Consider the following 25,337-nt stretch of genomic DNA (forward strand, 5'->3'; position numbering starts at 1 on the left):
GTGTTCACAGGCATCATCGAAGAGCTCGGGCGCATCTCGGGCATCGAACGGCATGACACGGACGCGCGCCTCACGGTGCGGGCCCCGCTCAGCGTCAGCGACGCGAGGATCGGCGACTCCATCTCGGTCGACGGCGTCTGCCTCACCGTCGCCGAGCTGGTCGACGATGGCTTCACCGCGGACGTCATGGGGGAGACGCTGCGCGCCTCCGCGCTCGGCGACCGGGCCGAGGGGGACGCGGTGAACCTTGAACGCGCCATGCGCCTCGGAGATCGTCTCGGTGGACACATCGTGCAGGGGCACATCGACACGACCAGCCAGGTGCTGGAGGTGGAGCGCTTCGACGCGTGGCGGCGCATCCGCTTCGCCATCGACCCAGCACACGCGAGGCTGCTCGTCGACAAGGGGTCAGTCGCCGTGTCGGGTGTCTCGCTGACGGTCAGTGCCGTCAGTGCCGTCAATCCCAGCAACGGCGTCGACGCGGTCGGCTCAGGCGGGAGCGCCGGCGCAGATGGCTCGCCCTGGTTCGAGGTGTCGCTCATCCCCGAGACGCTCGCCGCGACGACCCTCGGCGACCTTGACGCCGGGGACCGGGTGAACGTCGAGACCGACATCCTCGCGCGCCACGTGGCGCGGCTCGCGAGCTTCGCGGGCTGAAGGACGAGACCGGTCAGGCGTCGCGGAGCCGTTTGTGCAGCTCCGCGACGCGGGCGCGGATGTCGTCTCGCACGAGGCGCATCCGCTCCATGCCGACGATGCCGCGCGTGGAAGGCTCGTCGGTGATCCACCGCTCGACCGGCACGCTCGTGTCCTCGGGCAGCTGCGCCTCGTCGCCGAGGATCACGACGAGGTCGGCACCGGCGAGCATCGCCGGTGTGAGCGGCTTCGGATGCTCGTCGCCGACGTCGATCCCGAGTTCGGCAAGCGACTCGACCGACTCGGCGTTGAGCGCCCCGCCGGGGGAGGTGCCTGCCGAGGAGACCTCGACCGTCTCGTCGGCGATCGCCCGCAGGAGGGCAGCCGCCAGCTGCGACTTGCCGCCGTTCTTCTTGCAGACGAAGACGACGCTCGTGGGGGTGGGACTCATGCTGATCCGTTCGTCGAGGGTGGCCATGCAGCTCATCGTCGACGATACGGATGAACGTCGTCCGAGGGCCACGGGCGCCCCGCTCACCCCTTGGGGCAGAATGGGGCGATGCAGGATCACGGTGCAGCGGCACGCGACGCAGGCAGCGCGGGCGACACGAGCGCGGCGGTGAGTGTCGTCGAGTCGTGGCGCGTCGAGTCGGGGCGCGTCATCGCCGCCGCCGCGCACCGGCAGCGCTTCGAACGCTCCGTCTCCGAGCTCTTCGGGCAAGCGGCAGCAGAGCGGCCGCCGCTCTGGGCTGGCAGCACCGCCGGAACCACCCCGGTCGAGGCTGACTGGCCTCGAATCTGGGGCGACGTGTTCGAGAGCACACCCCTCACCGACGCGTGGTTCCCGCGCCTCTCCGCCCGCCTCGACGACGGGCGCCTGCTCGTCGAGCTCGCCCTGCGGCCAGCGCCGGACGCGCGGCCCCTCACGAAGCTCAGCACCCGCCTCGACGAGCGGCGCTGGCCGACGCTCAAGGGCCCCGACTTCCCCTCCCTCGCGGAGCTCAGGGCGAGCGTGCACGAGGAAGGTGCAGCCGACGCCCTGCTCGTCGACGAACGCGGCGCGATCACCGAGGCGGCCTACGGCACGGTCGTCGGCTGGCTCGGCGAGACCCTCGTGATCCCCGCCGCGAGCCGCCGCGTGGCAGGGACGACCCTGGGCGTGCTCGAGAAACTACTCGCCACAGCGGGCGTCACGCGCGTCGAGGGCGAGCTGCTCGCCGACCCGCTCGCCGCGTCCGCCGAGCGCGGCTGGGATGAGCTCTGGTACCTCAACACGCTCCACGGCATCAGCCCCGTCTCCATGCTCGACGGCACACGCCTCGGCCTCGACGTCGCCAGGGTGCGCAGGTGGCGGCCTCGCCTGCAGGAGACGAGCGCCGTGCCCCGGCCGGATGGGCGCTCGGCGTGATCGTCGTCGTCGACAACCGCGACTCATACACCTACAACCTCGTCCAGCTGCTCCTGGAGCTCAGCGATCACGACGTGCGGGTGGTCGACGCCGGTGACATGCAGGCGGTGGATGCGTGCCTCGGCTGGGTCTCCGACGGGCTCGTCGCCGGGGTCGTCATCTCGCCCGGCCCAGGGCATCCTGCCGAACCCGCCGACTTCGAGGGCTCAGCCATCGTGCTCGACGCCGCACTCGCCGAGGAGCGCCTGCCGGTCTTCGGTGTGTGTCTCGGACACGAGGGCATTGCCCTGCGGTACGGCGGCGAGGTCGTGCCGGCCCCCGAGGCGAAGCACGGGTGGCGCAGCCCCCTCTCTCACGACGGGTCAGGCCCGTTCGCCGGAGTGCCCCAGGACTCCCTCGTCACGAGGTACCACTCCCTGGTCGTCAGCGAGCCCCTGCCCTCCGGGCTGCGCGTCACGGCGCGCAGCGAGGACGGCGTCGTGCAGGGCCTCGAGGTCGAGGGGCGGCCGATCTGGGGCGTGCAGTTCCACCCGGAGTCGATCGCGAGCGAGCATGGCCAGCAGATGGTCGCGAACTTCGTCGACGCCGTGGATGCGGCGGGGCTCGGCGCACCCGCTCGTCGTACTCGGCACGCCCGCGTCCAGCGTGAGGCGAGCCGTCGCCCCGCGGCCCGCGATCTGTTCGTCGCGAGCCGCGTCGTGCGCGGTCCGCAACAGGAGGGTACGGCCGCAGCCGAGGCCGCCGCCGCGGTCATCTACCGCGAGGTGCTTCGGCGAGGCTCCGCCAGCGCCTGGGTGGATGTTCCCGACGACACCGGCAGGCAGGCGCGGTTCAGCATCCTCGCCGACGACGCCCCGATCGGTACCGGGACCTGTGCCCCGATCTTTGCCGGGAGCCGCGCCGCGTACGACGCTCGCGTCGACGGCTCAGATGAGGCAGCGCACGAGACCGAGCCCGGCTGCGAGACCTGCGAGCCCGCGCGGGTGCTGCGACTGGACGGCGACGGGAGCTTCGAGACCGTGCAGCGGGAGCTCGAGGGCATGCGCGCCGTCGGGGGCGAAGGGCTCGCGTTTCGCGGCGGGCTGCTCGGCTACTTCGGATACGAGCTCGGAACACGGATGCTCGGCGTGCTGCCCCGGGAGGCGGAGGAGAGGGCAGCCACCCTCCCCGACGCGTGGTGGCTCGACCCGCGGCGCGCGGTGCTCGTCGACCGCGCAACTGGCGCAGTCACCGTCGTCGCGACCGCGTCGAGCGGCGCGCTCGCGGAGGCCGGCGCCGAGCGCTTCAGCACGGAAATCAGCGGGGCGCTCGAGACATCGGGCGACGAGCGCCGGCACGCTCTCCCCGACGCGGGACGCGCCCCGGCGATGTCCCAGGGCCCCGACGTCCTCGCCGACGGTTCCTGGCACACGTCGAGAGAGCGGTACGCCGCCGACATCGAACGCTGCCGCGAGCATCTCCTCGCGGGGGACTCGTACGAACTGTGCCTGACCAACGAGTTCCGGCCGCACGCCGACCCCGACCCGCTCAGCCTGTTCCTGGAGGTGCGCGCCGCCGACCCGGCGCCCTACGCCGCGCTGCTCGAGTTCGACGGCGGCGCGGTCGTGAGCGCGTCCCCCGAGCGGCTCGTGCGCGGCACCCCGGACGGGGAGTACGAGACGAAGCCCATCAAGGGCACCGCGGCTCGCGCCGCCGATCCCCTCGCCGACGCCGCCGCAGCCAGAGACCTGGCCAACGATCCGAAGGTCTTCGCCGAGAACCTCATGATCGTCGACCTACTGCGCAACGATCTGGGCCGCGTCTGCACCCCCGGCTCGGTGCACGTGCCGAGCCTCATGGCCGTCGAGTCGTATACGACCGTGCACCAGCTGGTCACGACCGTGCGCGGTTCGGCCCCAGGCGTGCCGCCGCTCGACGTCGTGCGGGCCCTGTTCCCGGGCGGGTCCATGACCGGGGCGCCGAAGCTGCGCAGCGTCGAGCTGCTGCGCGACATCGAAGATCGAGACCGCGGCGTCTACTCCGGTGCGCTCGGCGTGCTGGGCGCCGACGGCTCGACCGAGCTGAGCATCGTCATCCGCACCGCCGTCCGGGATGCGCGCGGCTGGTCGATCGGCGCGGGAGGCGCGATCGTGCTCGCGAGCGACCCGGAATCCGAGACCCTCGAGGTCGAGCTCAAGGCGAGCGCCCTGCGTCGCGCGTTCACGCGCGCCGTCTCGCGCTGACGCGCACGGGCGGATCGGGCGCGATCAGGCGACGCGGGTGCCCGGCGGCAGTCGCTTCGCGGGCGTCCGTGTGCGCGCCCAGGCGCCGAAGAGCAGGCCGCCGGCGAGCACCAGCTGGAGCGCCAGACCGACGAACCAGGTGGGGACGGTCGAATCGAGCACCTCCTGCGACGTCGGGCCGGGCTCGAAGTTCATGCCAGTCGGGTCAGCGCAGCCGTCGTACCGCTGTTCGCCCATTTCCGGGGGAATCTGCGACTGACGCAGCAGCAGCTTCGCACCGGAGAAGAAATCGTCTGGCTGATCGCTCGCGCCGAAGGAGGCGGGCGTCGCGTCCGTCAGCACCGCGAACGGATTCGCGGCCAGCACGCCCCAGACGAGGTCGTAGCGCGGAACCTCGTAGGTGTACGTCTCCCAGTCGCCGCACGTGAAGCTGTTCTCGTCGTAGGGTTGCTCCTCGCCGAACTCCGCATAGACGGGGTACCGGGAGGTGTTCGTCACCTCGGCCGTCACCGCAGCACCGCCCAGGCCGAACGCGATGCCCGTGCCCACCGTGAGCGCGGCGATCGTCAGATAGCTCGCCGCCACGGAGAACAGCGGCCTGGCCAGGATGCCGCTGAAGCCGACGCCGATAGCGGCCACGACGCCCACCTCGACGAGCAGCACCAGCAGCGAGACGACCACCTGCACCGGAGCGACGGCCCCCACGATCCCGGCGAAGATCAGGAACGGCGCCGCGACCACCAGGAACGCGAGCCCGGTCACCCAGGCGGCCAGGAACTTCGCCGCCACGATCTCGGTCGTCGTCGCGAGCGTCACCTGGATGGGCGCGAGCGTCGCCGCGTCCCGATCGCCGTTGATGGCGTTGCCGCTGAGGGTCGGCGAGACCAGCAGAGCGAGCAGCAGCACGAAGTAGACGACGATCGAGTACATCCACGACCCCGACTCCTGCAGGTCGCCGAAGACCACCACCGAGAGCGCGGTCATGCCGAGGAGCAGCACGGCGAAGATGCCCAGCAGCACGTACCAGGCGACGTTGCGGAGGCGCTGGCGCAGTTCGAGGGTGACAAGCGTCGTGACGCGGGCGGGGCTCATGACTGGTCTCCGAGGTCGAGGTAGGTGTGCTCGATGTCGCCCAATGCCGGGGCGAATTCTGCGACGTCCATGCCGGCGTTGAGGATCGCGCGCAGGCCAGCCGCGGCCGCGGAGTCAGAGGGGAACGGGATGAGAAAACCGGTCCGTTCCGCACGGATGCTCGGGGCCTCGGCCCCGAACGCCGACGCCAATTGGTCAGGCCCGACCCCCTCCGTCAGCACTCTCACCCGCCACTGTCGCTCCCGCGCCGACGCCTGCGCGAGCCGGTCGGCCCGCACCGTCACGCCCGCCTCGATGAAGACGGCATCGTCGACGATCTCGTCGAGTTCGGACAGCACATGGCTCGAGATGAGGATCGTGGAACCGGCCGCAGCAAGCTCCCGCAGGTGCTCACGCAGGCCGACCCTGGCTCGCGCATCAAGGCCGGAAGCCGGCTCGTCGAGGAGCAGCACGCTCGGGGCGTGCACCAGCGAGCGCGCAAGCCCGAGGAGCTGCTTCTGCCCGCGGGACAGCACGCGAGCCTGCACCTTCGCGAGGTCGCTGAGGCCGACCCGGGTGAGGAGCTCGGTGGCGCGGGCGTCCGCCGCGGCGCGCGGCAGGTCGTAGAGGCGGGCCGTCGTCACGAGCGTGTCGTGCACCGACAGCGACGGCCAGGCGCCGAGCGCGTCCGGCATCCAGCCCAGCTGCGCCCGTACCTCGGCGGTCGCTGTCGATGGGTCGAGGCCGTTGATGCGGATCGTCCCCGCATCCGGGCGCAGCAGGGAAGCCAGCATCAGCAGCAGCGTCGTCTTGCCGGAGCCATTCGGGCCGACGAGCCCCGTGACCGCCCCAGCGCGGGCCGTGAAGCTCACATCGCGGACCGCGTGCGCTGCGCCGAAGGAGCGCCTGACGTTCTCGACGAGGATTCCGCGTTCTGACATGCGCCCCAACGTAGCGAGCGGATGCGACGCCACGCTGAGAGGCGGCGCGCGTCGGTCTGACCAGCATCAGTGCAGGATCAGCCTGCTTCGGCCTCGCGAGCCCGATCTGGCCCCAGATCGCACTCATTTCGGACAGACGCCGCCGGCAGACCCGCGTCGGGCAGCGCAACCGTCCGTCACACAGCGTCGCGAAGGTGGACCGCACGAGAGGGCTGTCACAGGATAGTCAGATGCTCGTGAGCCGCTCGGCTCCGAACAACACCCGACAGCAAGCTCGACAACCTGGAAGGAGTTCGCACATGTGCCGTCTGCTCGCTTACGCAGCCCCACGTGACACCACCGTCACGAAGGTGATCGGAGACATGAACAGCGACGCCTTCCAGCGCATGACCAGCGTGCACAACGACGGCTGGGGCACCGCCTGGCTCGCCGCCGGCTTCGGCGAGACGCAGCGCGAGATCGAATCGCTGCGCATCTCCACGCCCGGCCAGAACGACCCGCTGCTGTCGACGCTGCTCTCGGATGCCCCCTCCAACGCCCGCATTGTGCACCTGCGCCTCGCGACCGACGACTTCAAGCGGACCAAGGTGAACACGCACCCGTTCGTCGCCGAGGGCCTCGCCTTCGCGCACAACGGCTCGATCGTCCCCACCTGGCGCTTCGACGACCTGCTCCGCCCCGAGATCCGCGCCACGGTGGCCGGCGACACCGACAGCGAGCTGTACTTCGGCCTCGTCCGGCAGAACGTGCGCGACGGCCTCTCCCTCGAGGAGGCGGCCACCGCCGCCGTCCGCGTGCTGCGCGACGAGTTCCCCGAGTCGAGCCTCAACGCGACCATCCTCTCCGCCGACGAGCTCGTGGTCGTCCACGCCTCGAGCACGGCACACGTCACGGAAGCGACGTTCGCGCGGTACGGCATCGACGCATCTACCCTCCCCAACGGGCACACCGACGAGTACTACCGGTTGAGCATGCTCCGCGCCGCCGACGGAACCACCGTCTTCTCGTCGACCGGCATCGACACGGCCGGCTGGACGTCGGTGCCCGAGGACACGATCTCCCGCATCGACCTCGCGTCGCTCGACTTCACGCAGCGCGCGCTCTTCTCGAGCGCCGCGGAAGCGCGCGGAGCCGCTGGCCGTGCAAAGGGCGTCGCCGTTCCAACACCCCCGCGTCTCGTCGCCGTCTAGACCCGCGACGCATCGCCCGGCGCCGACCGCCTCTCTGGGGCGTGGGTCTCCCCGCGCGTAGACTGGCTGGCGTGTCTGTGAACCCTGAACTTGCCGGTCGCCGGTACGAGCTCCCCGAGCCGTACCTCGTGGGCCGAGAGCACATCCGCTCGTTCGCGAAGGCCGTGCTGGCCTCGCACCCGACGCACTTCGACGTCGACGCAGCCCGCGCTGCCGGGTACGCCGACCTCGTCGCACCCGCCACGTTCCCTGCCGTGCTGCAGGACGCGGGGCTGCAGCTCCTGCTCTCCGACCCCGAAGCGCAGATCGAGCTGTCGCACATCGTGCACGGCGACGAGCGCTTCACCTACGAGCGCCCGATCGTCGCGGGTGACGAGCTGCGCGCCGCTCTCGAGGTGAAGAGCGTCAAGTCGCTCGGCGGAAACTCCATGATCACCGCTCAGACGGTGCTGACGGATGCGGCGGGCGAGCAGGTCGTCACCGCATCGGCAACCCTCGTCGTCCGCGCAACGCCCACCGAGAGCGAGTGACCGCATGACTGACACGATCTCCGTCGCGCAGCTTCCGCGCCCCGACTTCACGAGCCTCGAAGCCGGAACCGTCATCGCTGAGCGCACCGTCACCCTCACCCGCGACACTCTCGTGCGCTACGCCGGCGCATCTGGCGACTTCAACCCCATCCACTACCGCGACGACGTCGCCGAAGCGGTCGGCCTGCCCGGCGTTCTCGCGCACGGGATGCTCACGATGGGTGTCGCAGTGCAGCCCGTCGTCGACGCCCTCGGCGACCCTGGCCGCGTCGTCGACTACCAGGTGCGCTTCACGAGGCCCGTCGTCGTCGACCCGCAAGCCGGCGCGGAGGTGTCGATCGTCGCGAAGATCGGTCAGCTCGCCGGCGAGGATGGCGTGGGTCGCATCGACCTCGTCGTGTCCTTCGGCGGGCAGACGGTGCTCGCGAAGTCGCAGGTGCGCGCCGACTTCCGCGGCGAGGTTCCCGCCGTGCTGCCCGCGGAGGCCACCGCGTGACGAGGCTCTCCGAGCTCACGACCACGCAGGTCGGTGGAGAGGCGACGCAGCTCGTCGCCCCGGCGACGCGCCCTGAGCTGATCGCCGCGGCCGAGGAGCTGTTCGCGAACCACGAGCAGCCGCTGATCCTCGGCGGTGGTTCCAACACCATCGCCACCGATGACCGCATCGACGAGCCCGTGCTGCACGTCGTGACGAAGGGCATCCACCAGCTCGACGGACCCGTCGACAAGGTGGGCCAGGCTCGCGTGCGCATCGATGCCGGTGAGTCGTGGAGCGCCCTCGTCGACTACGCCGTCGCTCGCAACTGGAGTGGCATCGAGGCGCTCGCCGGCATTCCCGGCTCCGTCGGCGCGACCCCAGTGCAGAACATCGGGGCGTACGGGCAGGAGCTCTCCGATGTGCTCGCCCGCATCGAGTTCTACGACGCCGACGCCGATACGGTGCGCTGGATCAACGCCGCCGACCTCGGTCTCGGCTACCGCACCTCCGCGATCAAGCGCGGCGAGCTGCGAGGCGTCGTGACTCGCGTTGAACTCGACCTCGTGGAGATGCCGGAAGGCCAGAGCGAACCCGTCCGGTACGACCAGCTCGCGCGCGCCCTCGGCGTGCCGCTCGGCGAGCGGATGCCCGTGCACGTCGTGCGCGACGCCGTCATCCGCCTGCGCGCCTCGAAGGGCATGGTGCTGGATGCGCACGACCGCGACTCGGTCTCGTCCGGTTCCTTCTTCATGAACCCGATCGTGCGCTCCTCGTTCGCGAGCGAGCTGCCGGAGATGCCAAAGTTCGACGCGGGCAAGGACGAAGACGGCTCCCCGCTCGTGAAGCTCAGCGCTGCGTGGCTTATCGACCACGCCGGTGTGAGGAAGGGCTTCTCGCTGCCGGGATCGAACGCCGCCATCTCGTCGAAGCACACGCTCGCGATCACGAACCGCGGCGGTGCGACTGCCGAGCAGATCGTTGAACTCGCTCGCTTCGTTCGCGCGCGCGTCGAAGCGGAATATGGCGTGCGGCTCGTCAACGAGCCGGTCCTCGTCGACCTGACGATCTAGGGACAGTCCGGCGAAACCAGCAGGGTGAGCCGGAAGCCCCGAAGCGCTGTGCGCGCTTCGGGGCTTCCCTCTCGGTGCACCCAGCGTCCTGTCGGGACGCGTGTCAGTGGTGCATGCACTGTGCGCACCAGGCGCGGAGTGCATCCTGCTCGCGGCGGGCGCGCTCCGAGATGTTGCGGCGCCGACGATGCTGCTCGGCGTGGTCCAGTTCGGGTTCTTGACGCCGCGCGCTGCGCATGAGCAGCCACAGCGCGACGCGCAACTCGATGCGGTGGAGCAGCGAAGGGTGCACCGCGGAGATGGGCGTGGACGCGGACGTGGGCGTGATCGTGACGTGCACGGTGCTCGGGTTGGAGGTGTGGACGGTGGTCAGGACGTGATTCATGAGAGTGGTCTCTCCGACAGAAGGCATGCAAGAAGAAGGCGCTCACTCGAGCGGGGCCGCGTTAACGCAGCGCGAGAGACGTGACTGCCGTGCAGTCGACGAAGGCGGCGGCTGCTGTGCCGCGGCGTATCCGTCGGGTGTGGGGGCAGACTTCACCCACGACACGGAGCTTAGGAGATGTGGGCGCCCAGGGAACGAGTCGCCGACTGCTGAATGCTGAATGTGAACGTACGCATTATCGGGACTCCTCTCTGTCTAGGCGCGTGCTGAGACCCTATCGACTCTGCGAATACCCGTCAACCTCTTGGCAGGGCAGGGCAGGGTGGTGGATGCACGGAGCACCCGGATGCTCGGGTCAGTCGAGGACGACGGAGGCGCGGGGCTCCTCGCCGTCGAAGCTGACCGTGACCGTCAACGGCGTGCCCGAGGCGTCGTCGGGGAGGTCGATCTCGCTCGTGTGCGGGGCGTAGTCCGCCGTGCACGCCTGGTCGGGGTATGCGGTGGCCTCGAGGTACTGCAGGTCGAGGGTCTGCGCGTCCACTGCGTTGACTTCGGTGAGGATCGCCGGGCATCCTGAGCTGCCCCACGTCGTGACGGAGATCGAGGAGCCCTCGTCGAGCCACATGACAAGCGGCCCCTCTATGTCACCGGCTCCGACATCTTCGCCGAATCCTGTCGGCAGGCCGCCGTAGTTGTCGCTCGCGACGCTGGTCGGCGTGGACGCGGGGGCGCATCCGCTCAACCCGAGCGCGGCGAGTGCGATCGTCGGGAGTGCAAGCAGGGCGACGCGGGCAGACTTCATGCGGCAAGCCTACGACTTCGGGCGGAGAGCATTCAGGCCTGACCCTGCAGCAGGGAGGCGCGCTTTCGCGCGCGTGCGCCCTGAATCTATGAGGGGCCCTTCTGTGGCCGCCGACGGCCTAGCTCCGGCGGAGCAGGCCGAGGTCGAGGCCCGTCGTCACGGCGCGCACCCTGGAGTTGACCTCCAGCTTCGCGAAGACCTTGCCTAGGTGCGTCTTCACGGTCGCCTCACCGATACGGAGTCGCACCGCGATCTCAGGGTTGGACAGGCCGTCGGCGACGAGCTGCAGCACCTGCAGCTCGCGTTCGCTGAGCGCGGGGGCTGAACCGAGCGAACCGGCAGGCGGAAGCGCGGTGCCCGGCCCGTCGGTTGCCGCTGCTCCGGCAGCTCGGGTCTGAGCCACGAGCTTCGCGGTCACCGACGGTGCGAGGGCCAGCTCTCCCGCGGCCACACGGCGAACGGCCTCCACGAGCACTGCCCCGCTGGCTGTCTTGAGCAGGTAGCCGCTTGCGCCGGCCTCGATGGCACCGATGATCGCGTCGTCGCTGTCGTAGGTCGTGACGACGAGGATGCGCGTCTCGGGGAGCGCCGCCAGGATCTGCCTCGTCGCGCTCACACCGTCGGTGCCTGGCATGCGCAGGTCCATGACGACGACGGCGGGCGTCGTCGCGGTCGCGCGAGCAACCGCGTCGGCCCCGTTGGCGGCTTCAGCGACGACCTCGATGTCTGGCTCGTCCTCGAAGATGCCCACGAGTCCGGCGCGCACGATGGGGTGGTCGTCGGCGACCAGGATGCGGATCATCGCTCGGCGCTCGCTCTCGCAGGAATCGTCACGGTCACGATCGTGCCACGCCCTGGCGCGCTGGAGATGTCAACGCCGCCCCCGATCGCGTTGGCGCGGTCGCGGAGGCTGTCCAACCCGAATCCGGTGGGCTCCGCCTCTGGCTCGAATCCTTGGCCGTCGTCGGCGACGTTCAGCACCACGTTCGCGGCCCCGAGCTCCACTGAGAGCTGCACGTTCGTGGCATGTGCGTGCCTCCTCGCATTCGACAGGGCCTCCTGCGCGCATCGCAGCAGGACCACTTCGCTCTCCCGCTCCAGCACCCCGGCTTCCAAATCGATTCGGGCCTCGGCGAGCACGCCCGTCTCGCGCCGGAACCGATCGACGAGGCGTCTCAAGGCATCTGCGAAGGTCGCTTCCGCGGGGTCGGTCGACCGCACCGGCGCGTTCTCGGCGATGAGGCCCCGCGCCTCGGCGAGGGCGTCGCGGGCGAGCGACGCGATGAGGTCGGCCCGTTCCTCCTGAGCCGAGAGCGCCTCCCGCAGGTGAGCCCCCGCGGAGGTCTCGTCGTCGCGCATCCGCCCGATCTCCTTCGCGCTGCGGTCAGCCAGCATTGCGAGGCCGGCCAACGTCTGAGCCAGCGTGTCGTGCAGGTCCCTGGAGATGCGCTCCCGCTCGACGGAGGCGCCGCTCAGCCGCGAGAGCTCCTGCACGTGCTCCTGGGAGGCAGTGAGCCGCTCGAGCAGCTCGCGTCGCTCGTCAGCCACACGCCAGGCGTAGCTGATCGACAGCCCGATGCCGCAGGTCGCCGCGACGCTGAAGAGCTGGCCGGGAAGGATGTCCGGGATCTCCTCGACCCCGTTGTACAGCGCGGAGACCGCGCCGATGCCGAACGCGATGCCGATCGAGACGAGGATGCTCCGCCTCGCGCTCACGCACACCAGCCAGACGAGCGGATAGATGAGGGTCTGCACGAAGCCTGTCCAGGGCACGAGCACCATCGAGACCGTCACGAGCAGGGTGACCAGCAGGATCAGCACCGCGCCGCGGCGCGGGTCGGTGAGCGACCTGACGCCAAAGGCGAGCCACACGATGGGGATGAGCAGGAGCGCCCCCGTCGCCACGAGCGCCTCGGAGCGTTCGGACTGGGTGGCCGCGAAGGCCGCCACCGAGCCCGCGACGAAGGTGTTCGCGAGCGCCGTGCCCACGATCAGCAGGTGCCACCAGCGCCCATCCCGAAACCAGAAGTCGACCATGCGCTCATCCTCCCGCACCCCACCGACAGTGCTGCACGATCGGGTCAGGAGCGTCAACTGCGCCCTCGACTCCAGCGGAAGGTGAGCAGGCTCGCGACGAGCCCGATGACGGTCCAGACGCCGAGCGTGATCGCCGCGGCCCCCAGCCCCCACGTGCCTCCGACCTCGGCGGCCGCGAAGGCATCTGGTAGGAACACGCTGCGCATCCCGCGCACGAGACCGGCGAGGGGGAAGAGGTTCGACACCTGCTGCATCCACTCGGGCAGGACCGAGAACTGCACGTAGATGCCCGAGAGGAACTGCGGCACGAGCACAAGCGGCAGCACGATGGCGGAGGCGGACCGTGCTGAGCGAGGGAGCGCTGAGATCGCGATTCCGAGGGAGGCGAAGCAGAGGATGCCGAGGGCAGCGAGCCAGGCGAAGCGAGCCCACAGCTCGCCATCTTCCGGCAGCGAGATGTCGAAGGCGAGGACCGCGAGCCCCATCAGCATCGCCAGCTGCAGCGTGCACGTGATGAGGACCAGCCCGATCTTCCCGATGAAGAACGACACCGGGCTGAGCGGTGTCGCGCCGAGTCGGGCGAGGCCGCCCTCGTGCTTCTCGGTGGCGATGTCGATGCCGAGGAACTGCATGCCGGAGAGGAGGATCGCCATCGCGAGCATTCCGGTCAGGTAGTACTGCGACATCGTCACGTCGGCGAAGCGTGGGTCGTCGACGACCGTCTCGCCGCTGAAGATCGAGGCGAAGAGCGCGAACATGACGAGCGGGAACAGGAAGACGAAGAACACCTGGTCGGTCTGCCTGAAGTAGCCGCGCAGCTCGAAGGCGATGCGCCGAAGACCGTTGCCGATCGTCGACCTGGGCTTCGACGGCGTGCGTGAGGGCGACTGGATGCTCGGCGGCGACTTCGCGTCGCCCGAGACTGCGGTCCGGGTCATCGCGTTCCTCCTGCAGGTGCTGCAGCGCGGGCTGCATCGTCGGTCGTCGCGAGTCCCGCGGCGGGTGAGGCGGTCGCGGGCGTTCCGGGGGAGGCAGCTGGCTGCTCGCCGATGATCTCCAGGTAGACGTCTTCCAGGGACGGGCGGGTCACGGTGAGCCCGGCGGGTTCCGGGCCGAGGCGCTCGACGAGCGCGCCGACGAGCTGTGCGGGCGCGTCCGTCGTCTCCTCGCGCCACCTGCCGTCCTGCTCCTGCCAGCGAACCCGCGGCGTGCGCGATTTCGGCCCGCCGATCGTCGCGATGTCGCCGATCTCGACGAGCTTCCCGGCGGCGATGATCCCGGCACGGTCGCTGAGCTGCTCCGCCTCGTCGAGATAGTGCGTCGTGAGCACCATGGTCATGCCCTCGCCTTTGAGCTGCTGGATGAGGCCCCAGAACTCGCGGCGCGCGTTGGGATCGAACCCGGTTGTCGGCTCGTCGAGGAACAGCACCTCCGGGTTGCCGATGATGCCGAGCGCGACATCCACTCGCCGTTTCTGGCCACCGGAGAGGCGACCGACTCGCTGCGACGCGAATGGGGCGATGCCGCACCGCTCGATGGTGTCGTCCACGGCGCGAGGGTTTCGGTAGAGGCTTGCGAAGTGGCGCAGCACCTCCCGGGCCGAGTAGCGCTCGATGTCGGCGCTCGACTGGCTGACGACGCCGATTCGGTCTCGCCACTCGGCGTTGCCGCGGGCCGGGTCCTGCTCGAGGACGCGCGCGGTACCCGAGGTCGCCGTGCGGAAGCCCTCGAGGATCTCGATCGTGGTGCTCTTGCCAGCGCCGTTGGGGCCGAGGAAGGCAAAGGCCTCGCCGTGTCGGACCTCGAAGGAGAGACGGTCGACGACATCGCGGTCGCCGTAGCGTTTGACGAGGTCGGCGACCTCGATGGCTGCTTGTGTGCTCATGGTGCAATCAAACGCGTTGCTGGGCGTGCGCGACAGGGTCCGACCGGCGGATGCGCATCCACCGATCGGGGGAGGCGCGGCCGCGCGCCGCCGCTGACCAACTTGCATGCACTGTCCGCTGCACCGGGCCGCGGTGGGGCCTGTTCGCGAGTTCTTGCACTCAAGCTGCTCGGGCCTGGGCGGACACACTCGCACATACTGGTGCCATGGCCTCAACCGATCTCGATGAGCTGCGCCGTCTTCGTCGTGCGCGAGACTTCATCGACCGGGAGTTCGCGAGCCCGCTCGACGTGCCGGCCATGGCGAAGGCGGCCCACATGTCGACGGCTCACTTCAGTCGACGCTTCCGAGAGGCGTACGGCGAGACTCCGTATGCCCATCTCATGACACGGCGCATCGAGCGCGCGAAGGCGCTGCTGCGCAGCGGCGAGGTGAGCGTGACGGACGCGTGCACGGCGGTCGGGGCCACGAGTCTCGGCTCGTTCAGCAGCCGCTTCGCGGAGATCGTCGGAGAGTCGCCGAGCGCCTACCGGGCGCGCGATCACAGCGGCAGCGTCGTCATCCCGAGCTGCACCTCGCAGATCTGGGGGCGGCCGCGCCGAGTGCGCGACCGACCAGGAATGTCGGAACGCGGGGCCGGCGACGGGCAGGCGCGTCTCTGAGCAGTTTCGAAGAAGTGAATGTCGGTGGCCGGTCCTAGCATCGGACACATGACGCTCTCACTCAGCCATGTGCACGTGTTCACCGACGACCCTGATGCGGCGCTCGTGTTCTACCGAGACGCCCTCGGCCTGGAGGTGCGCAGCGAGGTTCCGAATGAGGGGTTCCGCTGGGTCACGCTCTCCGCCCCGGGGCAGCCGGAGCTCGAGATCGTGCTCTCGCACCCGAAGGCGGGGCGTTCGGAGGAAGACGGCGACACGCTCGCAGCGCTGCTGGCGAAGGGGGAGCTGCCCGGCCTCCTCTTCCGAACGAGCGACCTCGACTCGCTGTTCGAGAGGGTACTGGCGACGGGCGGAGTCGAGGTGCTGCAGGAGCCCACCGACCAGTTCTGGGGCGTCAGAGATGCCGCATTCCGTGACCCCTCCGGCAACATGGTGCGTGTCAGTCAGGCGTAGCCGACGACATATCACCCACATCGGTTCGTCGCCAGTCCAGCGCTCGGCTGGCTCCCCGTTTCAAGGCAGAGGATCACGCCATGACTACAGTCGCTGACACGATCGTCGATATCCTCCACGATGCCGGAGTCGAGCGCGTCTACGGGCTACCCGGAGACTCGCTCAACGGGTTCACTGACGCCATCCGACGAAACGACACGGTCGCCTGGTCTCACGTGCGACACGAGGAGGCCGCCGCCTTCGCCGCCTCCGCAGACGCTGCGCTCACGGGCGAGCTCGCTGTGTGCGCCGGCAGCTGCGGCCCGGGCAACCTGCACCTCATCAACGGGCTGCACGACGCCAACCGAAGCCGCGTTCCCGTGCTTGCGATCGCCGCCCACATCCCGTCCGCGGAGATCGGCAGCGGCTACTTCCAGGAGACGCACCCGCAGGAGCTCTTCCGTGAGAGCAGCGTGTACTGCGAGATGGTGGGGGTGCCCGAGCAGCTGCCTCGGATCCTGGAGATCGCCATGCGCGCCGCGGTCGAGAAGCGAGGCGTGGCCGTCGTCGTGATTCCCGGGGAGATCTTCCTGCAGGAGAGCGCAGGACGCCGCAAGTCGGCACCCATCCTCCCCGCAAAGCCGGTCGTGCGACCGGCCGACGCCGAGCTGTCGCGGGCCGCCGACATCCTCAACTCGGCGAAGAAGGTCACCATTCTCGGTGGCGCTGGCACACAGGGCGCACACGCGCAGCTGCTGGCCGCCGCAGAGGCCCTGCAGGCACCCATCGTGCACGCGCTCCGCGGGAAGGAGTTCATCGAGTACGACAACCCCTACGACGTCGGCATGACGGGGCTGCTCGGCTTCTCCTCCGGCTACCGTGCCATCGAAGACTGCGATGCACTCCTCATGCTCGGCACCGACTTCCCGTACCAGCAGTTCTACCCGTCGAAGGCGAAGATCATCCAGGTCGACATCCGCGGCGAGCAGCTCGGCAAGCGAACGCCCCTCGATCTCGGACTCGTCGGCGACGTCGGCGACACCCTCGAAGCCCTCATCCCGCTCCTCGAGGCCAACAAGAGCGGCAAGCACCTCGAAGCCTCCGTGAAGCACTACCGGAAGGCTCGGAAAGAGCTCGACGCGCTCGCCGACAACGACCGGGGTCGAGCCCCCATCCACCCGCAGTACGTTGCGCGGCTCGTGAGCGAGCTCGCGAGCCACGACGCCGTCTTCATCCCGGATGTCGGTTCCCCGGTGGTCTGGGCGGCCCGCTACCTCGAGATGAACGGCCAGAGGAGGCTCATCGGCTCGTTCAGCCACGGCTCCATGGCCAACGCCCTCTCGCAGGCGGTCGGCGCCCAGACAGCCTTCCCGGGGCGCCAGGTGGTGGCGCTCGCGGGAGACGGCGGACTTGCGATGCTTCTGGGGGAGCTGCTCACGCTCAAGCAGAGCAAGCTGCCCGTGAAGATCATTGTCTTCAACAACTCGTCGCTGAACTTCGTCGAGGTCGAGATGAAGGCCGCCGGATTCGTGAACTACGGCACCGACCTCGACAACCCCGACTTCTCCGAGGTAGCCAAGGCGGTCGGCATCCACGGGCAGCGCGTCGAGAACCCGAACGACCTCGAGGCCGCCCTCCGCGAAGCCTTCGCCCACGACGGGCCCGCGCTCATCGACGTCGTGACCGCACGGCAGGAGCTGTCCATCCCGCCGACCATCACTGCCGAGCAGGTCAAGGGCTTCACCCTCTACGCGCTGCGAACAGTGCTCTCCGGGCGCGGAGACGAACTCGTCGACCTCGCCGATACGAACCTGCTGCGACGCATCTTCGACTGACCGCCGCGCCGACACAGGTACCGCCCGCACCAAGGCTGCTCTCAAGACAGCTGCCTGGCGCGGGCGGTACTCTCGCAGGCATGACGCAACCGCCCCTCACGCCACCGCCGGGTCAGAACGGCGGGTTCGACCCCCGCCGGCAGCAGCCGGGTGCCGCTCCTCAGGGTGGTCAGGGCGAGTGGGGCGGACCGCCAGCCCAGGGCTCTGGTCAGCAGGGGCCCGGTCAGCAGGGCTCTGATCAGCAGCGGCCGCGGCAGCAGCCCGGTCAGCAAGGTCCCGGTCGGCAGGGCTCTGGTCAGCAGCTCCCATGGGGCGCGCCGCCGAACGGGCAGCCGCCGGTTCCCGGGCAGTCCCCGCACCCCGGCGCCGGACCTGGCCAGGCTCCTGGCGGCTTCGGCGCGCCGGGCCAGTTTCCCGCTCCCGGGCGACCTCCCGCGCACGGCCAGCCACAGCATCCCGGGCAGTTCCCGGGCCAGCCGCAGACCGGCATCCCTGGGCAGGCGCCGTTCGTTCAGGCGCCACCGTCGCATCTGCCGGCTGGCGCCCCGCCGCCTCGCTACGCCCCGCAGCAGCAGGCGACACCCCAACCACGGCGTCGGGAGCTCGGCGAAGACCCTGAGGTGCAGAAGCAGCGCAGGCGCCCTGTCGGCTTGCTCCTCGGCGTCGGCATCAGCGGCGTCGCGATCGTCGCCCTGGTCGTGGGCCTCTTCATGGCGTTCAGTTCGCCGAACGACCCCACCATCCCCGTCGGCGGCGCCGACCCGAACGCGGCGACGTCGACCCCCGTGCCAACGAGCACGCTCATGCCTGCCGCGCCTCAGGATGCTGTTCCCGGGTTCATCCCGATCACGACCGACGTCGTGTTCCCGAACGGCATCACCGTCGTGAACCCGCCCCTCGGCGGATGGGAGCAGGACATCTCCGAACGGCAGCCGAACCTCTACATCCTGAGCGACCCAGCATCCGGTGCCTACTTCTCGATCGCGCAGGAGAACCTGCACAAGAGCGAATATCGGGACGAGGACATGACGAGGTCGGAGTTGAACTCGGCGTCGCTGCAGTTCACCGCCAAGCCGGAGGCGGTCGGCGACCCCGTTCCGCTTGTCCTGAAGGGTGCAGGCGGCTACGAACTTGAGCTCCTCGCGCAGCGCTTGCGCTGGTCGGACGGCTCCGAGGGCATGATGGCGTCCCGCTACATGCCTTCGACCGGTACCAAGATCACGATCCTGGCGAACGCGTGGAGTGGGGAGCTGGACGACCCGACCTCCCGCATCTCGCAGAAGGTCGCGGAGATCTCCTTTACGACGCCGTAGCCACGCCCACTCGCGAGCCTGCTCATGCCCGCCCGCTCGCCCGCTCGCGCTCGCCCCTCGCCCCTCGCTCGCCCGCGCGCGCTCGCCCGCTCGCCCGCCCGCCCGCCCGCGCTCGCTCGCTCGCCCGCTCGCAGGCCGGCCCGCGAAGCCCGAATAGGCCAGTTTCGCCCCATCCTGAGCGTCAGGATGGGGTGAAACTGGCCTATTCGGCGAAGCGGATGCGCGGGTTCGGGGACGCGCGGCTGCTGGCGCCGGCTTCGGGCGCGGGCTCGCTAGAGCTCGACGCCCGCGAAGAGCTTCTGCAGGCGCTGCACGCCCTCGAGGAGCGCGTCGTCGCCGAGCGCGTAGCTGAGGCGCAGGTAGCCGGATGGGCCGAACGCCTCACCTGGCACGACCGCGACCTCGGCCACGTCGAGGATGAGGTCGGCGAGGTCGAGCGAGGAATTGATCTGGCGCCCCTCGATCTCCTTCCCGATGAGCTGCTGCACGTCGGCGTATACGTAGAAGGCACCTTCTGGCGTCGGCACGCGGAAGCCGTTGACCTTGCTCAGCTCCTCGACCATCGTCGTGCGGCGGCGGTCGAAGGCGAGGCGCATCTGCTCGACGGGCTCGGTCGGCCCGGTGAGCGCGGCGAGTGCGGCTCGCTGCGCGATGTTGTTGACGTTGCTCGTGAGGTGCGACTGCAGGTTGCCTGCCCCCTTGATGGCGTCGATGGGGCCGACCATCCATCCGACGCGCCACCCGGTCATCGCGAACGACTTCGCGACGCCGTTGACCAGGATCGTGCGGTCGGCGACCGCTGGGGCCGCTTCGACGATGGACACTGCGCGGACGCCGTCGTACGTGAGGTTCTGGTAGATCTCGTCGGCGATGACCCAGATGCTGTGCTCAGCGGCCCACTCGCCGATGGCGCGCGTCTCGGCCTCGGAGTAGACGGCACCGGTCGGGTTCGACGGCGAGACGAAGAGCATCGCCTTCGTGGCGGGGGTGCGTGCGGCTTCGAGCTGGTCGACGGTGACCTTGTACTCCTGGTCGGCACCGGCGAACACGGGAACGGTGGTGCCTCCCGCGAGCTGGATGACCTCGGGGTACGTGGTCCAGTACGGGGCGGGGAGGATGACCTCGTCGCCCGCGCCGACCACGGTGTTGATGGCCTGGTAGACGGCCTGCTTGCCGCCGTTCGTGACGATGACCTGCGAGGCGGGGACATCCCACCCCGAGTCGCGCTTCGTCTTCTCGGCGATGGCCTCGCGGAGTTCCGGCAGGCCAGGTGCCGGCGTGTACCGGTGGTTCTTGGGGTCGCTCACGGCGACGAGGGCGGCGTCGACCACGTGCTGCGGAGTTGGGAAGTCGGGCTCGCCCGCTGCGTAGCTGATGACGGGCCGGCCAGCGGCCTTGAGGGCCTTGGCCTTCGCGTCGACCTTGAGGGTTGCGGATTCGGCGATCGCGGCGATGCGAGGGGAGAGACGTGAGTCGGAAACCATGGCCCTGAGTCTAGGTCCGGCGGCCACGCCTCGTCAGCGAGTTGCGCCCGCGTTGGACTTCCGTGTGGCACCTGTCGTATGCTTTCCTGGTTGCCGAAAGCGACATACTGAACCGCGCCTGAAACTGTTCCCTATGGAACGGCTGCAGACGGTATCAGGGTGAACGGATGCACGCATCCGGTGTTCACGCAAAGGGCGGTGGCTCAATTGGTAGAGCAGCGGTCTCCAAAACCGCAGGTTGCAGGTTCGAGTCCTGTCCGCCCTGCATTTCGGTGCTGAACGCACCCACTACGGGGCCCACCATCGAAGGTCTCAACCATCGAAAGGGAGAGCGCGTGAGTCCAAGCAAGTCAGATGAGGCGACAGACGTCGCCGAGTCAAAGCGAGGCTCCGAGCCGAAGCGCGGCATCATCGGCCGTATCGCTCTCTTCTTCCGTCAGGTCATGGGCGAGCTCAAGAAGGTCGTCACGCCGACCCGGGCCGAGCTCTTCAAGTTCACGGGCGTCGTGCTCGTCTTCGTCATCTTCATGATGGCGCTCGTCACGGTGCTCGACCTGCTCTTCGGGTGGGGCGCTTCGTGGGTCTTCGGTCAGGGAAGCTCGTTCTTCCCGAGCGAGCCGGCCGCGACGCCGGTCCCGACGGAGTAGCCGGAGCGCGCCAAGCTCTCCACCGGCTCACAGGCCTCCACCGACAACGGGCGAGCAGCCCAGCATCACAGAATCGAGATGAGGAATCGTGTCAGACCCGAACGTCGCCGACCCGAACGGTCTTTACGAGACCGCCCTGGAGCAGGACTCCGAAGTCGTAGAGGCCCAGGAGGGTGACCGCGACATCGACGCAGAGTTCGACGCGGCCCACGAGATCGAAGAGTCCGACGAAGTCGTGACCGAGGAAGACCTCGACGACGGAGAAGGCGCTGACGTCGTCGACCCCGAGGTCGACGCGATCGTCAACGATGTCCTCGAGATCGACACGAGCGAGGAAGAGGCCGCCGCGGCTGCCGCGACCGAGGACGAAGAGGTCGAGGCTCTCGAGGAAGACCCGGACGTCGACCCGTACGAGACCTTCAAGCGCGAACTGCGCCTCAAGCCGGGCAAGTGGTACGTCATCCACACCTACGCCGGCTTCGAGCGTCGCGTGAAGCAGAACCTTCACCAGCGCACTGAGTCCATGAACATGAGCGACTTCATCTACCAGGTGGAAGTCCCCATGGAAGACGTGGTCGAGATCAAGAACGGCCAGCGCAAGATGGTCACGCGCGTCCGCATCCCCGGATACGTGCTCGTTCGCCTCATGCTCAACGAGGACAGCTGGTCGGTTGTCCGTCACACCCCGGGTGTGACCGGCTTCGTGGGCAACGCCCACAACCCGACCCCGTTGCGCTTCAACGAAGCATTTGAGATGCTGAAGAGTCTGGTCGAAGTCGCTGAAGCACCCGCGAAGGCGAACGCTTCCGGTCAGGCTGGCCTCCAGAAGCGCCAGCCCATCGCAGAGATCGACTTCGAGATCGGCGAGACCATCACGATCAAGGAGGGCTCCTTCGAGGGGCTCACCGGTTCGATCAGCGAGATCAAGCCCGAGAGCGGCAAGCTCACCGTGCTCGTGTCGCTCTTCGAGCGCGAGACGCCGGTCGAGCTCAGCTTCGACCAGGTCACGAAGCTCTAGATCTCGCTCCAATAGGGCTGCTGCCCTCAGAAACCACCGGAGTCCGGAACCGCCGGGCCACCGGGAGAGCGCCGCGCATCAGCGCGGAGTTCGAATCGAAAGAAGGAAAAGACATGGCACCCAAGAAGAAGGTCTCGGGTCTGATCAAGCTGCAGATCCAGGCTGGCGCCGCTAACCCGGCTCCTCCTATCGGCCCCGCGCTCGGTCAGCACGGCGTCAACATCATGGAGTTCTGCAAGGCCTACAACGCGGCTACCGAGTCGCAGCGTGGCAACGTGATCCCCGTCGAGATCACCGTGTACGAAGACCGTTCGTTCACCTTCATCCTGAAGACCCCTCCTGCTGCCGAGCTCATCAAGAAGGCTGCCGGCGTCAAGAAGGGCTCCCCGACGCCTCACACGGCCAAGGTCGGCAAGCTCACCGCCGCCCAGGTCCGCGAGATCGCCGAGCAGAAGCAGTCCGACCTGAACGCGAACGACATCGACATGGCGTCGCGCATCATCGCCGGTACGGCTCGCTCCATGGGAATCACGGTCGAGGGCTAAGGCCTTCCCGCTCCCAACACCACACGTCGCGCTTCGGGCGCGGTACTGAACATCGCGGGAGAGCCGGCCAGGCTCGCAACCGCAACTCTTGAAGGAGAACAACATGGCTAAGTCCAAGGCATACCGTGCCGCGGCAGAGAAGATCGGCGAGGACAAGTTCTACGGTCTCGCCGAGGCCGTCGAGCTCGCACGCGAGACCGGCTCGTCCAAGTTCAACAGCACCGTCGAGGTCGCTCTTCGCCTGGGTGTAGACCCTCGCAAGGCTGACCAGATGGTTCGTGGAACCGTCAGCCTGCCGAACGGCACCGGCAAGACGGCCAAGGTCATCGTCTTCGCGACGGGTGACAAGGCAGAGGCGGCTATCGCTGCTGGTGCTGACGAGGTCGGCGGCGACGAGCTCATCGCTCGCGTTGCAGACGGCTGGACCGACTTCGACTCCGCGGTCGCCACCCCTGACCTCATGGGCAAGGTCGGACGCCTCGGAAAGGTCCTCGGACCCCGTGGCCTCATGCCGAACCCGAAGACCGGAACGGTCACGACCGACCCGGCCAAGGCAGTCACCGAGATCAAGGGCGGAAAGATCGAGTTCCGCGTCGACAAGCACTCCAACGTGCACTTCATCGTCGGCAAGTCGGCGTTCACGTCGGAGCAGCTCGGCGAGAACCTCCGCGCAGCTCTCGACGAGGTCGTTCGCCTCAAGCCGTCGAGCTCGAAGGGCCGCTACATCCAGAAGGCTGTCGTCTCGACCACCTTCGGCCCCGGCATCCCGCTGGACGTCAACGCGATCTAGTCTGCCGCGAGCTGCACAGCTCAGGTGGATGCCCCGCATCCGCCACGCGAGAACGGCCCAGTCTTCGGACTGGGCCGTTCTTGGCTTCCCGCGGCGGAGGCTACGCGCGTTCGAGCGCTGCGAGCTGGCGTCGTGCCGCGCTCAGGATCGCCTGCACGGTTGCCGACAGCACCGACCGGTCTCGGCCGGCGACCCAGTGTGCGCCTGACGAGTCGTTGTACTCCAGGAGCGTCAGGGCATCGCTGCTGTTGCCCGCACCGAGCGCTGTCTGGTGGAGCGAGCGAATGTCGACGGAGATTCCCGCGCCGGCGAGGAGCTGGGTGACGGCCTCTGCGGGCCCGAGCTCGTCGTACATGCCGGTGTGCTCGATGTCGTCGACACTCACGCGAATGCGCGTGCGCGCGACATCGTCACGGGTTTCGACGCTGAAGTCGAGCAATTCCAGGCCCGACGTCTCGACGCGCAGGTAGCTGCGATCGAAGAGCTCGAGCAGCTGTGCCGCCCCGACTTCCAGGCCATTGGTATCGGTGTGCTCCTGGACGCGTCTGGCGAAGTCGATCTGCAGGCGTCGGGGGAGTTCGATGCCGTAGTCGGCCTCCAGCAGGTAGGCGATGCCGCCCTTGCCTGACTGCGAGTTGACTCTGATGACGGCGTCGTAGCTGCGCCCGATGTCGGCGGGGTCGATCGGCAGGTAGGGCACGCGCCACTCGGTTTCGCGTTCTGGCCGCAGGTCGAGGGCGGCGCGGGAGCGATGCTCGGCGAGTCCCTTCTTGATGGCGTCCTGGTGCGTCCCACTGAAGGCGGTGTGGACGAGGTCTCCTGCGTAGGGGTGCCTCGGGTGGATCTCGAGGCGGTTGCTGTACTCCACGGTTCGCCGAACCTCGTCGATGTCCGAGAAGTCGATCATCGGGTCGATGCCTTGCGCGTGCAGGTTCAATGCGAGGACTGCGATGTCGACGTTGCCGGTGCGCTCACCGTTGCCGAAGATGCAGCCTTCCACTCGCTGCGCACCGGCGAGCATCGCGAGCTCGGCACAGGCGATTCCCGTCCCACGGTCGTTGTGGGGGTGCACGGAGAGGATCACGGAGTCGCGCCTCGCGAGGCGCTTGTGCATGTACTCGATCTGATCCGCGTAGACGTTCGGGGTCGCGACCTCCACCGTGGCGGGGAGGTTCAGGATGACCGGCCGCTCCGGGGTTGCCGTCCAGAGCTCTGTCATGGCGTCGCAGATGTCGATCACGTAGTCGGGTTCTGTGAGGTTGAACACCTCTGGCGAGAATTCGAATCGGACGTTGGGCAGGTGGCCGGCGAGCTCGAGGACATCTCTTCCCCCGGCCAGGATCAGTTCTTTCAGCTGCTGCTTGCTCTTCCCGAGGACAACATCGCGCCAGGCCGGCGCCGTGGCGGTGTAGAGGTGGATGACGACGGGGTTCCTGATTCCCTGGATCGAGTCCACTGTGCGCTGGATGAGGTCGCGACGCGCTGGCGTGAACACGACGATCGTGACGTCTTCCGGTGCGATTTCGGTTGTCGCGATTCGACGCACGAAGTCGTAGTCCGTCTGCGAGGCGGAGGGGTAGCCGACTTCGATCTCCTTGTAGCCCATGCGGATCATGAGCTCGAAGAAGACCCGCTTGCGGTCTGGGTCCATCGGTTCCGACAGGGCCTGATTGCCGTCGCGGAGATCGACTGGCACCCAGAGGGGCGCTGCCGTGAGTCGGCGTGAGGGCCAGTCGCGTTCCGTCAGGGGCACCTCCACTCGCGAGTACACGTCGCGGTATCGGTGCGATGGCATCTGCGAGTGGCGCTGGCGGTTCCAGTGCGGTGCGTTGTTCGGGATCGGGCCGGTTGGGGCAGAGATCCGGGATGCGCTGCTGTGCATGGTCGTGTCCTTGGTTGTCGTGCGAGCGTGACGACCGGCGCGCGTCTCAGCTCCACGGCGGGGGACCGGTCAGG

Annotated in this window: 26 protein-coding genes and 1 tRNA gene; 16 read left to right on the forward strand and 11 right to left on the reverse strand. The window is 68.7% G+C overall.

The genetic code is table 11. The annotated features are described in order from the left end of the window. Positions 1-657, forward strand: coding sequence for a riboflavin synthase (locus ITJ67_RS15705; RefSeq protein WP_194678263.1), 657 nt, complete (start codon positions 1-3; stop codon positions 655-657). Between the two features lie 13 nt (positions 658-670). Here ITJ67_RS15705 and ITJ67_RS15710 read toward each other — a convergent pair whose 3' ends face one another. Then, on the reverse strand, positions 671-1,087 hold the full coding sequence (locus tag ITJ67_RS15710) for a low molecular weight phosphatase family protein (RefSeq protein ID WP_160070671.1): 417 nt from the start codon (positions 1,085-1,087) through the stop codon (positions 671-673). 108 nt (positions 1,088-1,195) lie between these two features. On the opposite strand from ITJ67_RS15710, the gene ITJ67_RS15715 reads away from it, so the two are divergent. Together ITJ67_RS15715 and ITJ67_RS20310 are read left to right on the forward strand one after the other, a co-directional pair. Continuing rightward, entirely contained in the window at positions 1,196-2,044 is an 849-nt protein-coding gene (locus tag ITJ67_RS15715) for an aminotransferase class IV (RefSeq protein WP_194678264.1), read from the forward strand. Continuing rightward, on the forward strand, positions 1,984-4,266 hold the full coding sequence (locus ITJ67_RS20310) for a chorismate-binding protein (protein WP_194678265.1): 2,283 nt from the start codon (positions 1,984-1,986) through the stop codon (positions 4,264-4,266). The genes ITJ67_RS15715 and ITJ67_RS20310 overlap by 61 nt, the downstream gene beginning before the upstream one ends. A 24-nt stretch (positions 4,267-4,290) precedes the next feature. Here ITJ67_RS20310 and ITJ67_RS15725 read toward each other — a convergent pair whose 3' ends face one another. Continuing rightward, positions 4,291-5,358: an ABC transporter permease gene (locus tag ITJ67_RS15725; RefSeq protein ID WP_194678266.1), complete on the reverse strand. Its 1,068-nt coding sequence runs from the start codon at positions 5,356-5,358 to the stop codon at positions 4,291-4,293. Further along, positions 5,355-6,278 (reverse strand): ABC transporter ATP-binding protein, encoded by a 924-nt coding sequence (locus ITJ67_RS15730; RefSeq protein ID WP_194678267.1) that lies wholly within the window; start codon positions 6,276-6,278, stop codon positions 5,355-5,357. Before ITJ67_RS15730 ends, ITJ67_RS15725 begins: the two co-directional genes overlap by 4 nt. Positions 6,279-6,577: 299 nt before the next feature. Between ITJ67_RS15730 and ITJ67_RS15735 the strand changes: the two genes are divergently transcribed. The 4 genes from ITJ67_RS15735 to ITJ67_RS15750 all read left to right on the forward strand — a co-directional run bounded on the left by ITJ67_RS15735 (position 6,578) and on the right by ITJ67_RS15750 (position 9,546). Beyond that, on the forward strand, positions 6,578-7,468 hold the full coding sequence (locus tag ITJ67_RS15735; protein WP_160070666.1) for a class II glutamine amidotransferase: 891 nt from the start codon (positions 6,578-6,580) through the stop codon (positions 7,466-7,468). Positions 7,469-7,539: 71 nt separating this feature from the next. Then, positions 7,540-7,998, forward strand: a complete 459-nt coding sequence (locus tag ITJ67_RS15740; protein WP_160070665.1) for an FAS1-like dehydratase domain-containing protein — start codon at positions 7,540-7,542, stop codon at positions 7,996-7,998. Between the two features lie 4 nt (positions 7,999-8,002). Further along, positions 8,003-8,494 carry a MaoC/PaaZ C-terminal domain-containing protein gene (locus ITJ67_RS15745; RefSeq protein ID WP_160070664.1) on the forward strand — a complete coding sequence of 164 codons (492 nt, stop codon included), beginning with the start codon at positions 8,003-8,005 and terminating at the stop codon, positions 8,492-8,494. Next, positions 8,491-9,546 carry a UDP-N-acetylmuramate dehydrogenase gene (locus ITJ67_RS15750; protein ID WP_194678268.1) on the forward strand — a complete coding sequence of 352 codons (1,056 nt, stop codon included), beginning with the start codon at positions 8,491-8,493 and terminating at the stop codon, positions 9,544-9,546. Before ITJ67_RS15745 ends, ITJ67_RS15750 begins: the two co-directional genes overlap by 4 nt. 103 nt (positions 9,547-9,649) lie before the next feature. On the opposite strand, the gene ITJ67_RS15755 is transcribed toward ITJ67_RS15750, so the two are convergent. The 6 genes from ITJ67_RS15755 to ITJ67_RS15780 all read right to left on the reverse strand — a co-directional run bounded on the left by ITJ67_RS15755 (position 9,650) and on the right by ITJ67_RS15780 (position 14,655). Next, complete coding sequence (locus tag ITJ67_RS15755; RefSeq protein WP_194678269.1) at positions 9,650-9,931, reverse strand: hypothetical protein; 282 nt, start codon at positions 9,929-9,931, stop codon at positions 9,650-9,652. Between the two features lie 355 nt (positions 9,932-10,286). Next, positions 10,287-10,733 (reverse strand): hypothetical protein, encoded by a 447-nt coding sequence (locus tag ITJ67_RS15760; RefSeq protein ID WP_194678270.1) that lies wholly within the window; start codon positions 10,731-10,733, stop codon positions 10,287-10,289. 118 nt (positions 10,734-10,851) lie between these two features. Then, entirely contained in the window at positions 10,852-11,535 is a 684-nt protein-coding gene (locus ITJ67_RS15765; protein ID WP_194678271.1) for a response regulator transcription factor, read from the reverse strand. Continuing rightward, positions 11,532-12,770, reverse strand: a complete 1,239-nt coding sequence (locus ITJ67_RS15770) for a sensor histidine kinase (RefSeq protein ID WP_194678272.1) — start codon at positions 12,768-12,770, stop codon at positions 11,532-11,534. The genes ITJ67_RS15765 and ITJ67_RS15770 overlap by 4 nt, the downstream gene beginning before the upstream one ends. A 53-nt stretch (positions 12,771-12,823) precedes the next feature. Further along, on the reverse strand, positions 12,824-13,708 hold the full coding sequence (locus ITJ67_RS15775; protein ID WP_194678273.1) for an ABC transporter permease: 885 nt from the start codon (positions 13,706-13,708) through the stop codon (positions 12,824-12,826). Further along, the gene (locus tag ITJ67_RS15780; RefSeq protein ID WP_194678274.1) at positions 13,705-14,655 is read right to left on the reverse strand and encodes an ABC transporter ATP-binding protein; all 951 of its coding nucleotides are present in this window, start codon (positions 14,653-14,655) and stop codon (positions 13,705-13,707) included. Before ITJ67_RS15780 ends, ITJ67_RS15775 begins: the two co-directional genes overlap by 4 nt. Positions 14,656-14,861: 206 nt before the next feature. Here ITJ67_RS15780 and ITJ67_RS15785 point away from each other — a divergent pair, with 206 nt between their 5' ends. From ITJ67_RS15785 to ITJ67_RS15800, 4 genes are all read left to right on the forward strand, one after another. Beyond that, entirely contained in the window at positions 14,862-15,317 is a 456-nt protein-coding gene (locus ITJ67_RS15785) for a helix-turn-helix domain-containing protein (protein ID WP_194678275.1), read from the forward strand. A gap of 48 nt (positions 15,318-15,365) precedes the next feature. Beyond that, a complete protein-coding gene (locus ITJ67_RS15790; protein ID WP_160070655.1) occupies positions 15,366-15,770 on the forward strand; it encodes a VOC family protein in 405 nt (134 codons plus the stop codon). Between the two features lie 80 nt (positions 15,771-15,850). Beyond that, a complete protein-coding gene (gene poxB, locus ITJ67_RS15795; protein WP_194678276.1) occupies positions 15,851-17,584 on the forward strand; it encodes a ubiquinone-dependent pyruvate dehydrogenase in 1,734 nt (577 codons plus the stop codon). An 80-nt stretch (positions 17,585-17,664) separates the two neighbouring features. After that, entirely contained in the window at positions 17,665-18,897 is a 1,233-nt protein-coding gene (locus ITJ67_RS15800) for a hypothetical protein (RefSeq protein WP_194678277.1), read from the forward strand. A gap of 272 nt (positions 18,898-19,169) precedes the next feature. On the opposite strand, the gene ITJ67_RS15805 is transcribed toward ITJ67_RS15800, so the two are convergent. Further along, the gene (locus ITJ67_RS15805) at positions 19,170-20,381 is read right to left on the reverse strand and encodes a pyridoxal phosphate-dependent aminotransferase (RefSeq protein ID WP_160072973.1); all 1,212 of its coding nucleotides are present in this window, start codon (positions 20,379-20,381) and stop codon (positions 19,170-19,172) included. 192 nt (positions 20,382-20,573) lie between these two features. Here ITJ67_RS15805 and ITJ67_RS15810 point away from each other — a divergent pair. The 5 genes from ITJ67_RS15810 to rplA all read left to right on the forward strand — a co-directional run bounded on the left by ITJ67_RS15810 (position 20,574) and on the right by rplA (position 23,381). Continuing rightward, positions 20,574-20,646: transfer RNA gene (locus ITJ67_RS15810), tRNA-Trp, on the forward strand. A gap of 70 nt (positions 20,647-20,716) precedes the next feature. After that, a complete protein-coding gene (gene secE / locus ITJ67_RS15815; protein WP_104243246.1) occupies positions 20,717-21,028 on the forward strand; it encodes a preprotein translocase subunit SecE in 312 nt (103 codons plus the stop codon). 88 nt (positions 21,029-21,116) lie between these two features. Beyond that, a complete protein-coding gene (nusG, locus tag ITJ67_RS15820; protein WP_104243244.1) occupies positions 21,117-22,046 on the forward strand; it encodes a transcription termination/antitermination protein NusG in 930 nt (309 codons plus the stop codon). A gap of 113 nt (positions 22,047-22,159) precedes the next feature. Further along, a complete protein-coding gene (rplK, locus tag ITJ67_RS15825; protein WP_104243242.1) occupies positions 22,160-22,591 on the forward strand; it encodes a 50S ribosomal protein L11 in 432 nt (143 codons plus the stop codon). Positions 22,592-22,694: 103 nt separating this feature from the next. Further along, positions 22,695-23,381, forward strand: coding sequence for a 50S ribosomal protein L1 (gene rplA, locus ITJ67_RS15830; protein WP_068482355.1), 687 nt, complete (start codon positions 22,695-22,697; stop codon positions 23,379-23,381). Positions 23,382-23,481: 100 nt separating this feature from the next. Here the strand turns inward: rplA and ITJ67_RS15835 are convergent, their stop codons facing one another. After that, complete coding sequence (locus ITJ67_RS15835) at positions 23,482-25,263, reverse strand: 2-isopropylmalate synthase (RefSeq protein ID WP_194678278.1); 1,782 nt, start codon at positions 25,261-25,263, stop codon at positions 23,482-23,484. Positions 25,264-25,337: the final 74 nt, after the last annotated feature.

The organism is Pseudoclavibacter sp. VKM Ac-2867, assembly GCF_015351275.1.
Classification (GTDB): Bacteria; Actinomycetota; Actinomycetes; order Actinomycetales; family Microbacteriaceae; genus Pseudoclavibacter.

Coding starts and splice junctions, on each gene's coding strand:
- ITJ67_RS15710 (WP_160070671.1), bottom strand. CDS start 1,087: ATGAGTCCCACCCCCACGAGCGTCGTCTTCGTCTGCAAGAAGAACGGC.
- ITJ67_RS15715 (WP_194678264.1), top strand. CDS start 1,196: ATGCAGGATCACGGTGCAGCGGCACGCGACGCAGGCAGCGCGGGCGAC.
- ITJ67_RS15725 (WP_194678266.1), bottom strand. CDS start 5,358: ATGAGCCCCGCCCGCGTCACGACGCTTGTCACCCTCGAACTGCGCCAG.
- ITJ67_RS15730 (WP_194678267.1), bottom strand. CDS start 6,278: ATGTCAGAACGCGGAATCCTCGTCGAGAACGTCAGGCGCTCCTTCGGC.
- ITJ67_RS15735 (WP_160070666.1), top strand. CDS start 6,578: ATGTGCCGTCTGCTCGCTTACGCAGCCCCACGTGACACCACCGTCACG.
- ITJ67_RS15745 (WP_160070664.1), top strand. CDS start 8,003: ATGACTGACACGATCTCCGTCGCGCAGCTTCCGCGCCCCGACTTCACG.
- ITJ67_RS15755 (WP_194678269.1), bottom strand. CDS start 9,931: ATGAATCACGTCCTGACCACCGTCCACACCTCCAACCCGAGCACCGTG.
- ITJ67_RS15760 (WP_194678270.1), bottom strand. CDS start 10,733: ATGAAGTCTGCCCGCGTCGCCCTGCTTGCACTCCCGACGATCGCACTC.
- ITJ67_RS15765 (WP_194678271.1), bottom strand. CDS start 11,535: ATGATCCGCATCCTGGTCGCCGACGACCACCCCATCGTGCGCGCCGGA.
- ITJ67_RS15770 (WP_194678272.1), bottom strand. CDS start 12,770: ATGGTCGACTTCTGGTTTCGGGATGGGCGCTGGTGGCACCTGCTGATC.
- ITJ67_RS15775 (WP_194678273.1), bottom strand. CDS start 13,708: ATGACCCGGACCGCAGTCTCGGGCGACGCGAAGTCGCCGCCGAGCATC.
- ITJ67_RS15780 (WP_194678274.1), bottom strand. CDS start 14,655: ATGAGCACACAAGCAGCCATCGAGGTCGCCGACCTCGTCAAACGCTAC.
- ITJ67_RS15785 (WP_194678275.1), top strand. CDS start 14,862: ATGGCCTCAACCGATCTCGATGAGCTGCGCCGTCTTCGTCGTGCGCGA.
- ITJ67_RS15790 (WP_160070655.1), top strand. CDS start 15,366: ATGACGCTCTCACTCAGCCATGTGCACGTGTTCACCGACGACCCTGAT.
- poxB (WP_194678276.1), top strand. CDS start 15,851: ATGACTACAGTCGCTGACACGATCGTCGATATCCTCCACGATGCCGGA.
- ITJ67_RS15800 (WP_194678277.1), top strand. CDS start 17,665: ATGACGCAACCGCCCCTCACGCCACCGCCGGGTCAGAACGGCGGGTTC.
- ITJ67_RS15805 (WP_160072973.1), bottom strand. CDS start 20,381: ATGGTTTCCGACTCACGTCTCTCCCCTCGCATCGCCGCGATCGCCGAA.
- rplK (WP_104243242.1), top strand. CDS start 22,160: ATGGCACCCAAGAAGAAGGTCTCGGGTCTGATCAAGCTGCAGATCCAG.
- rplA (WP_068482355.1), top strand. CDS start 22,695: ATGGCTAAGTCCAAGGCATACCGTGCCGCGGCAGAGAAGATCGGCGAG.
- ITJ67_RS15835 (WP_194678278.1), bottom strand. CDS start 25,263: ATGCACAGCAGCGCATCCCGGATCTCTGCCCCAACCGGCCCGATCCCG.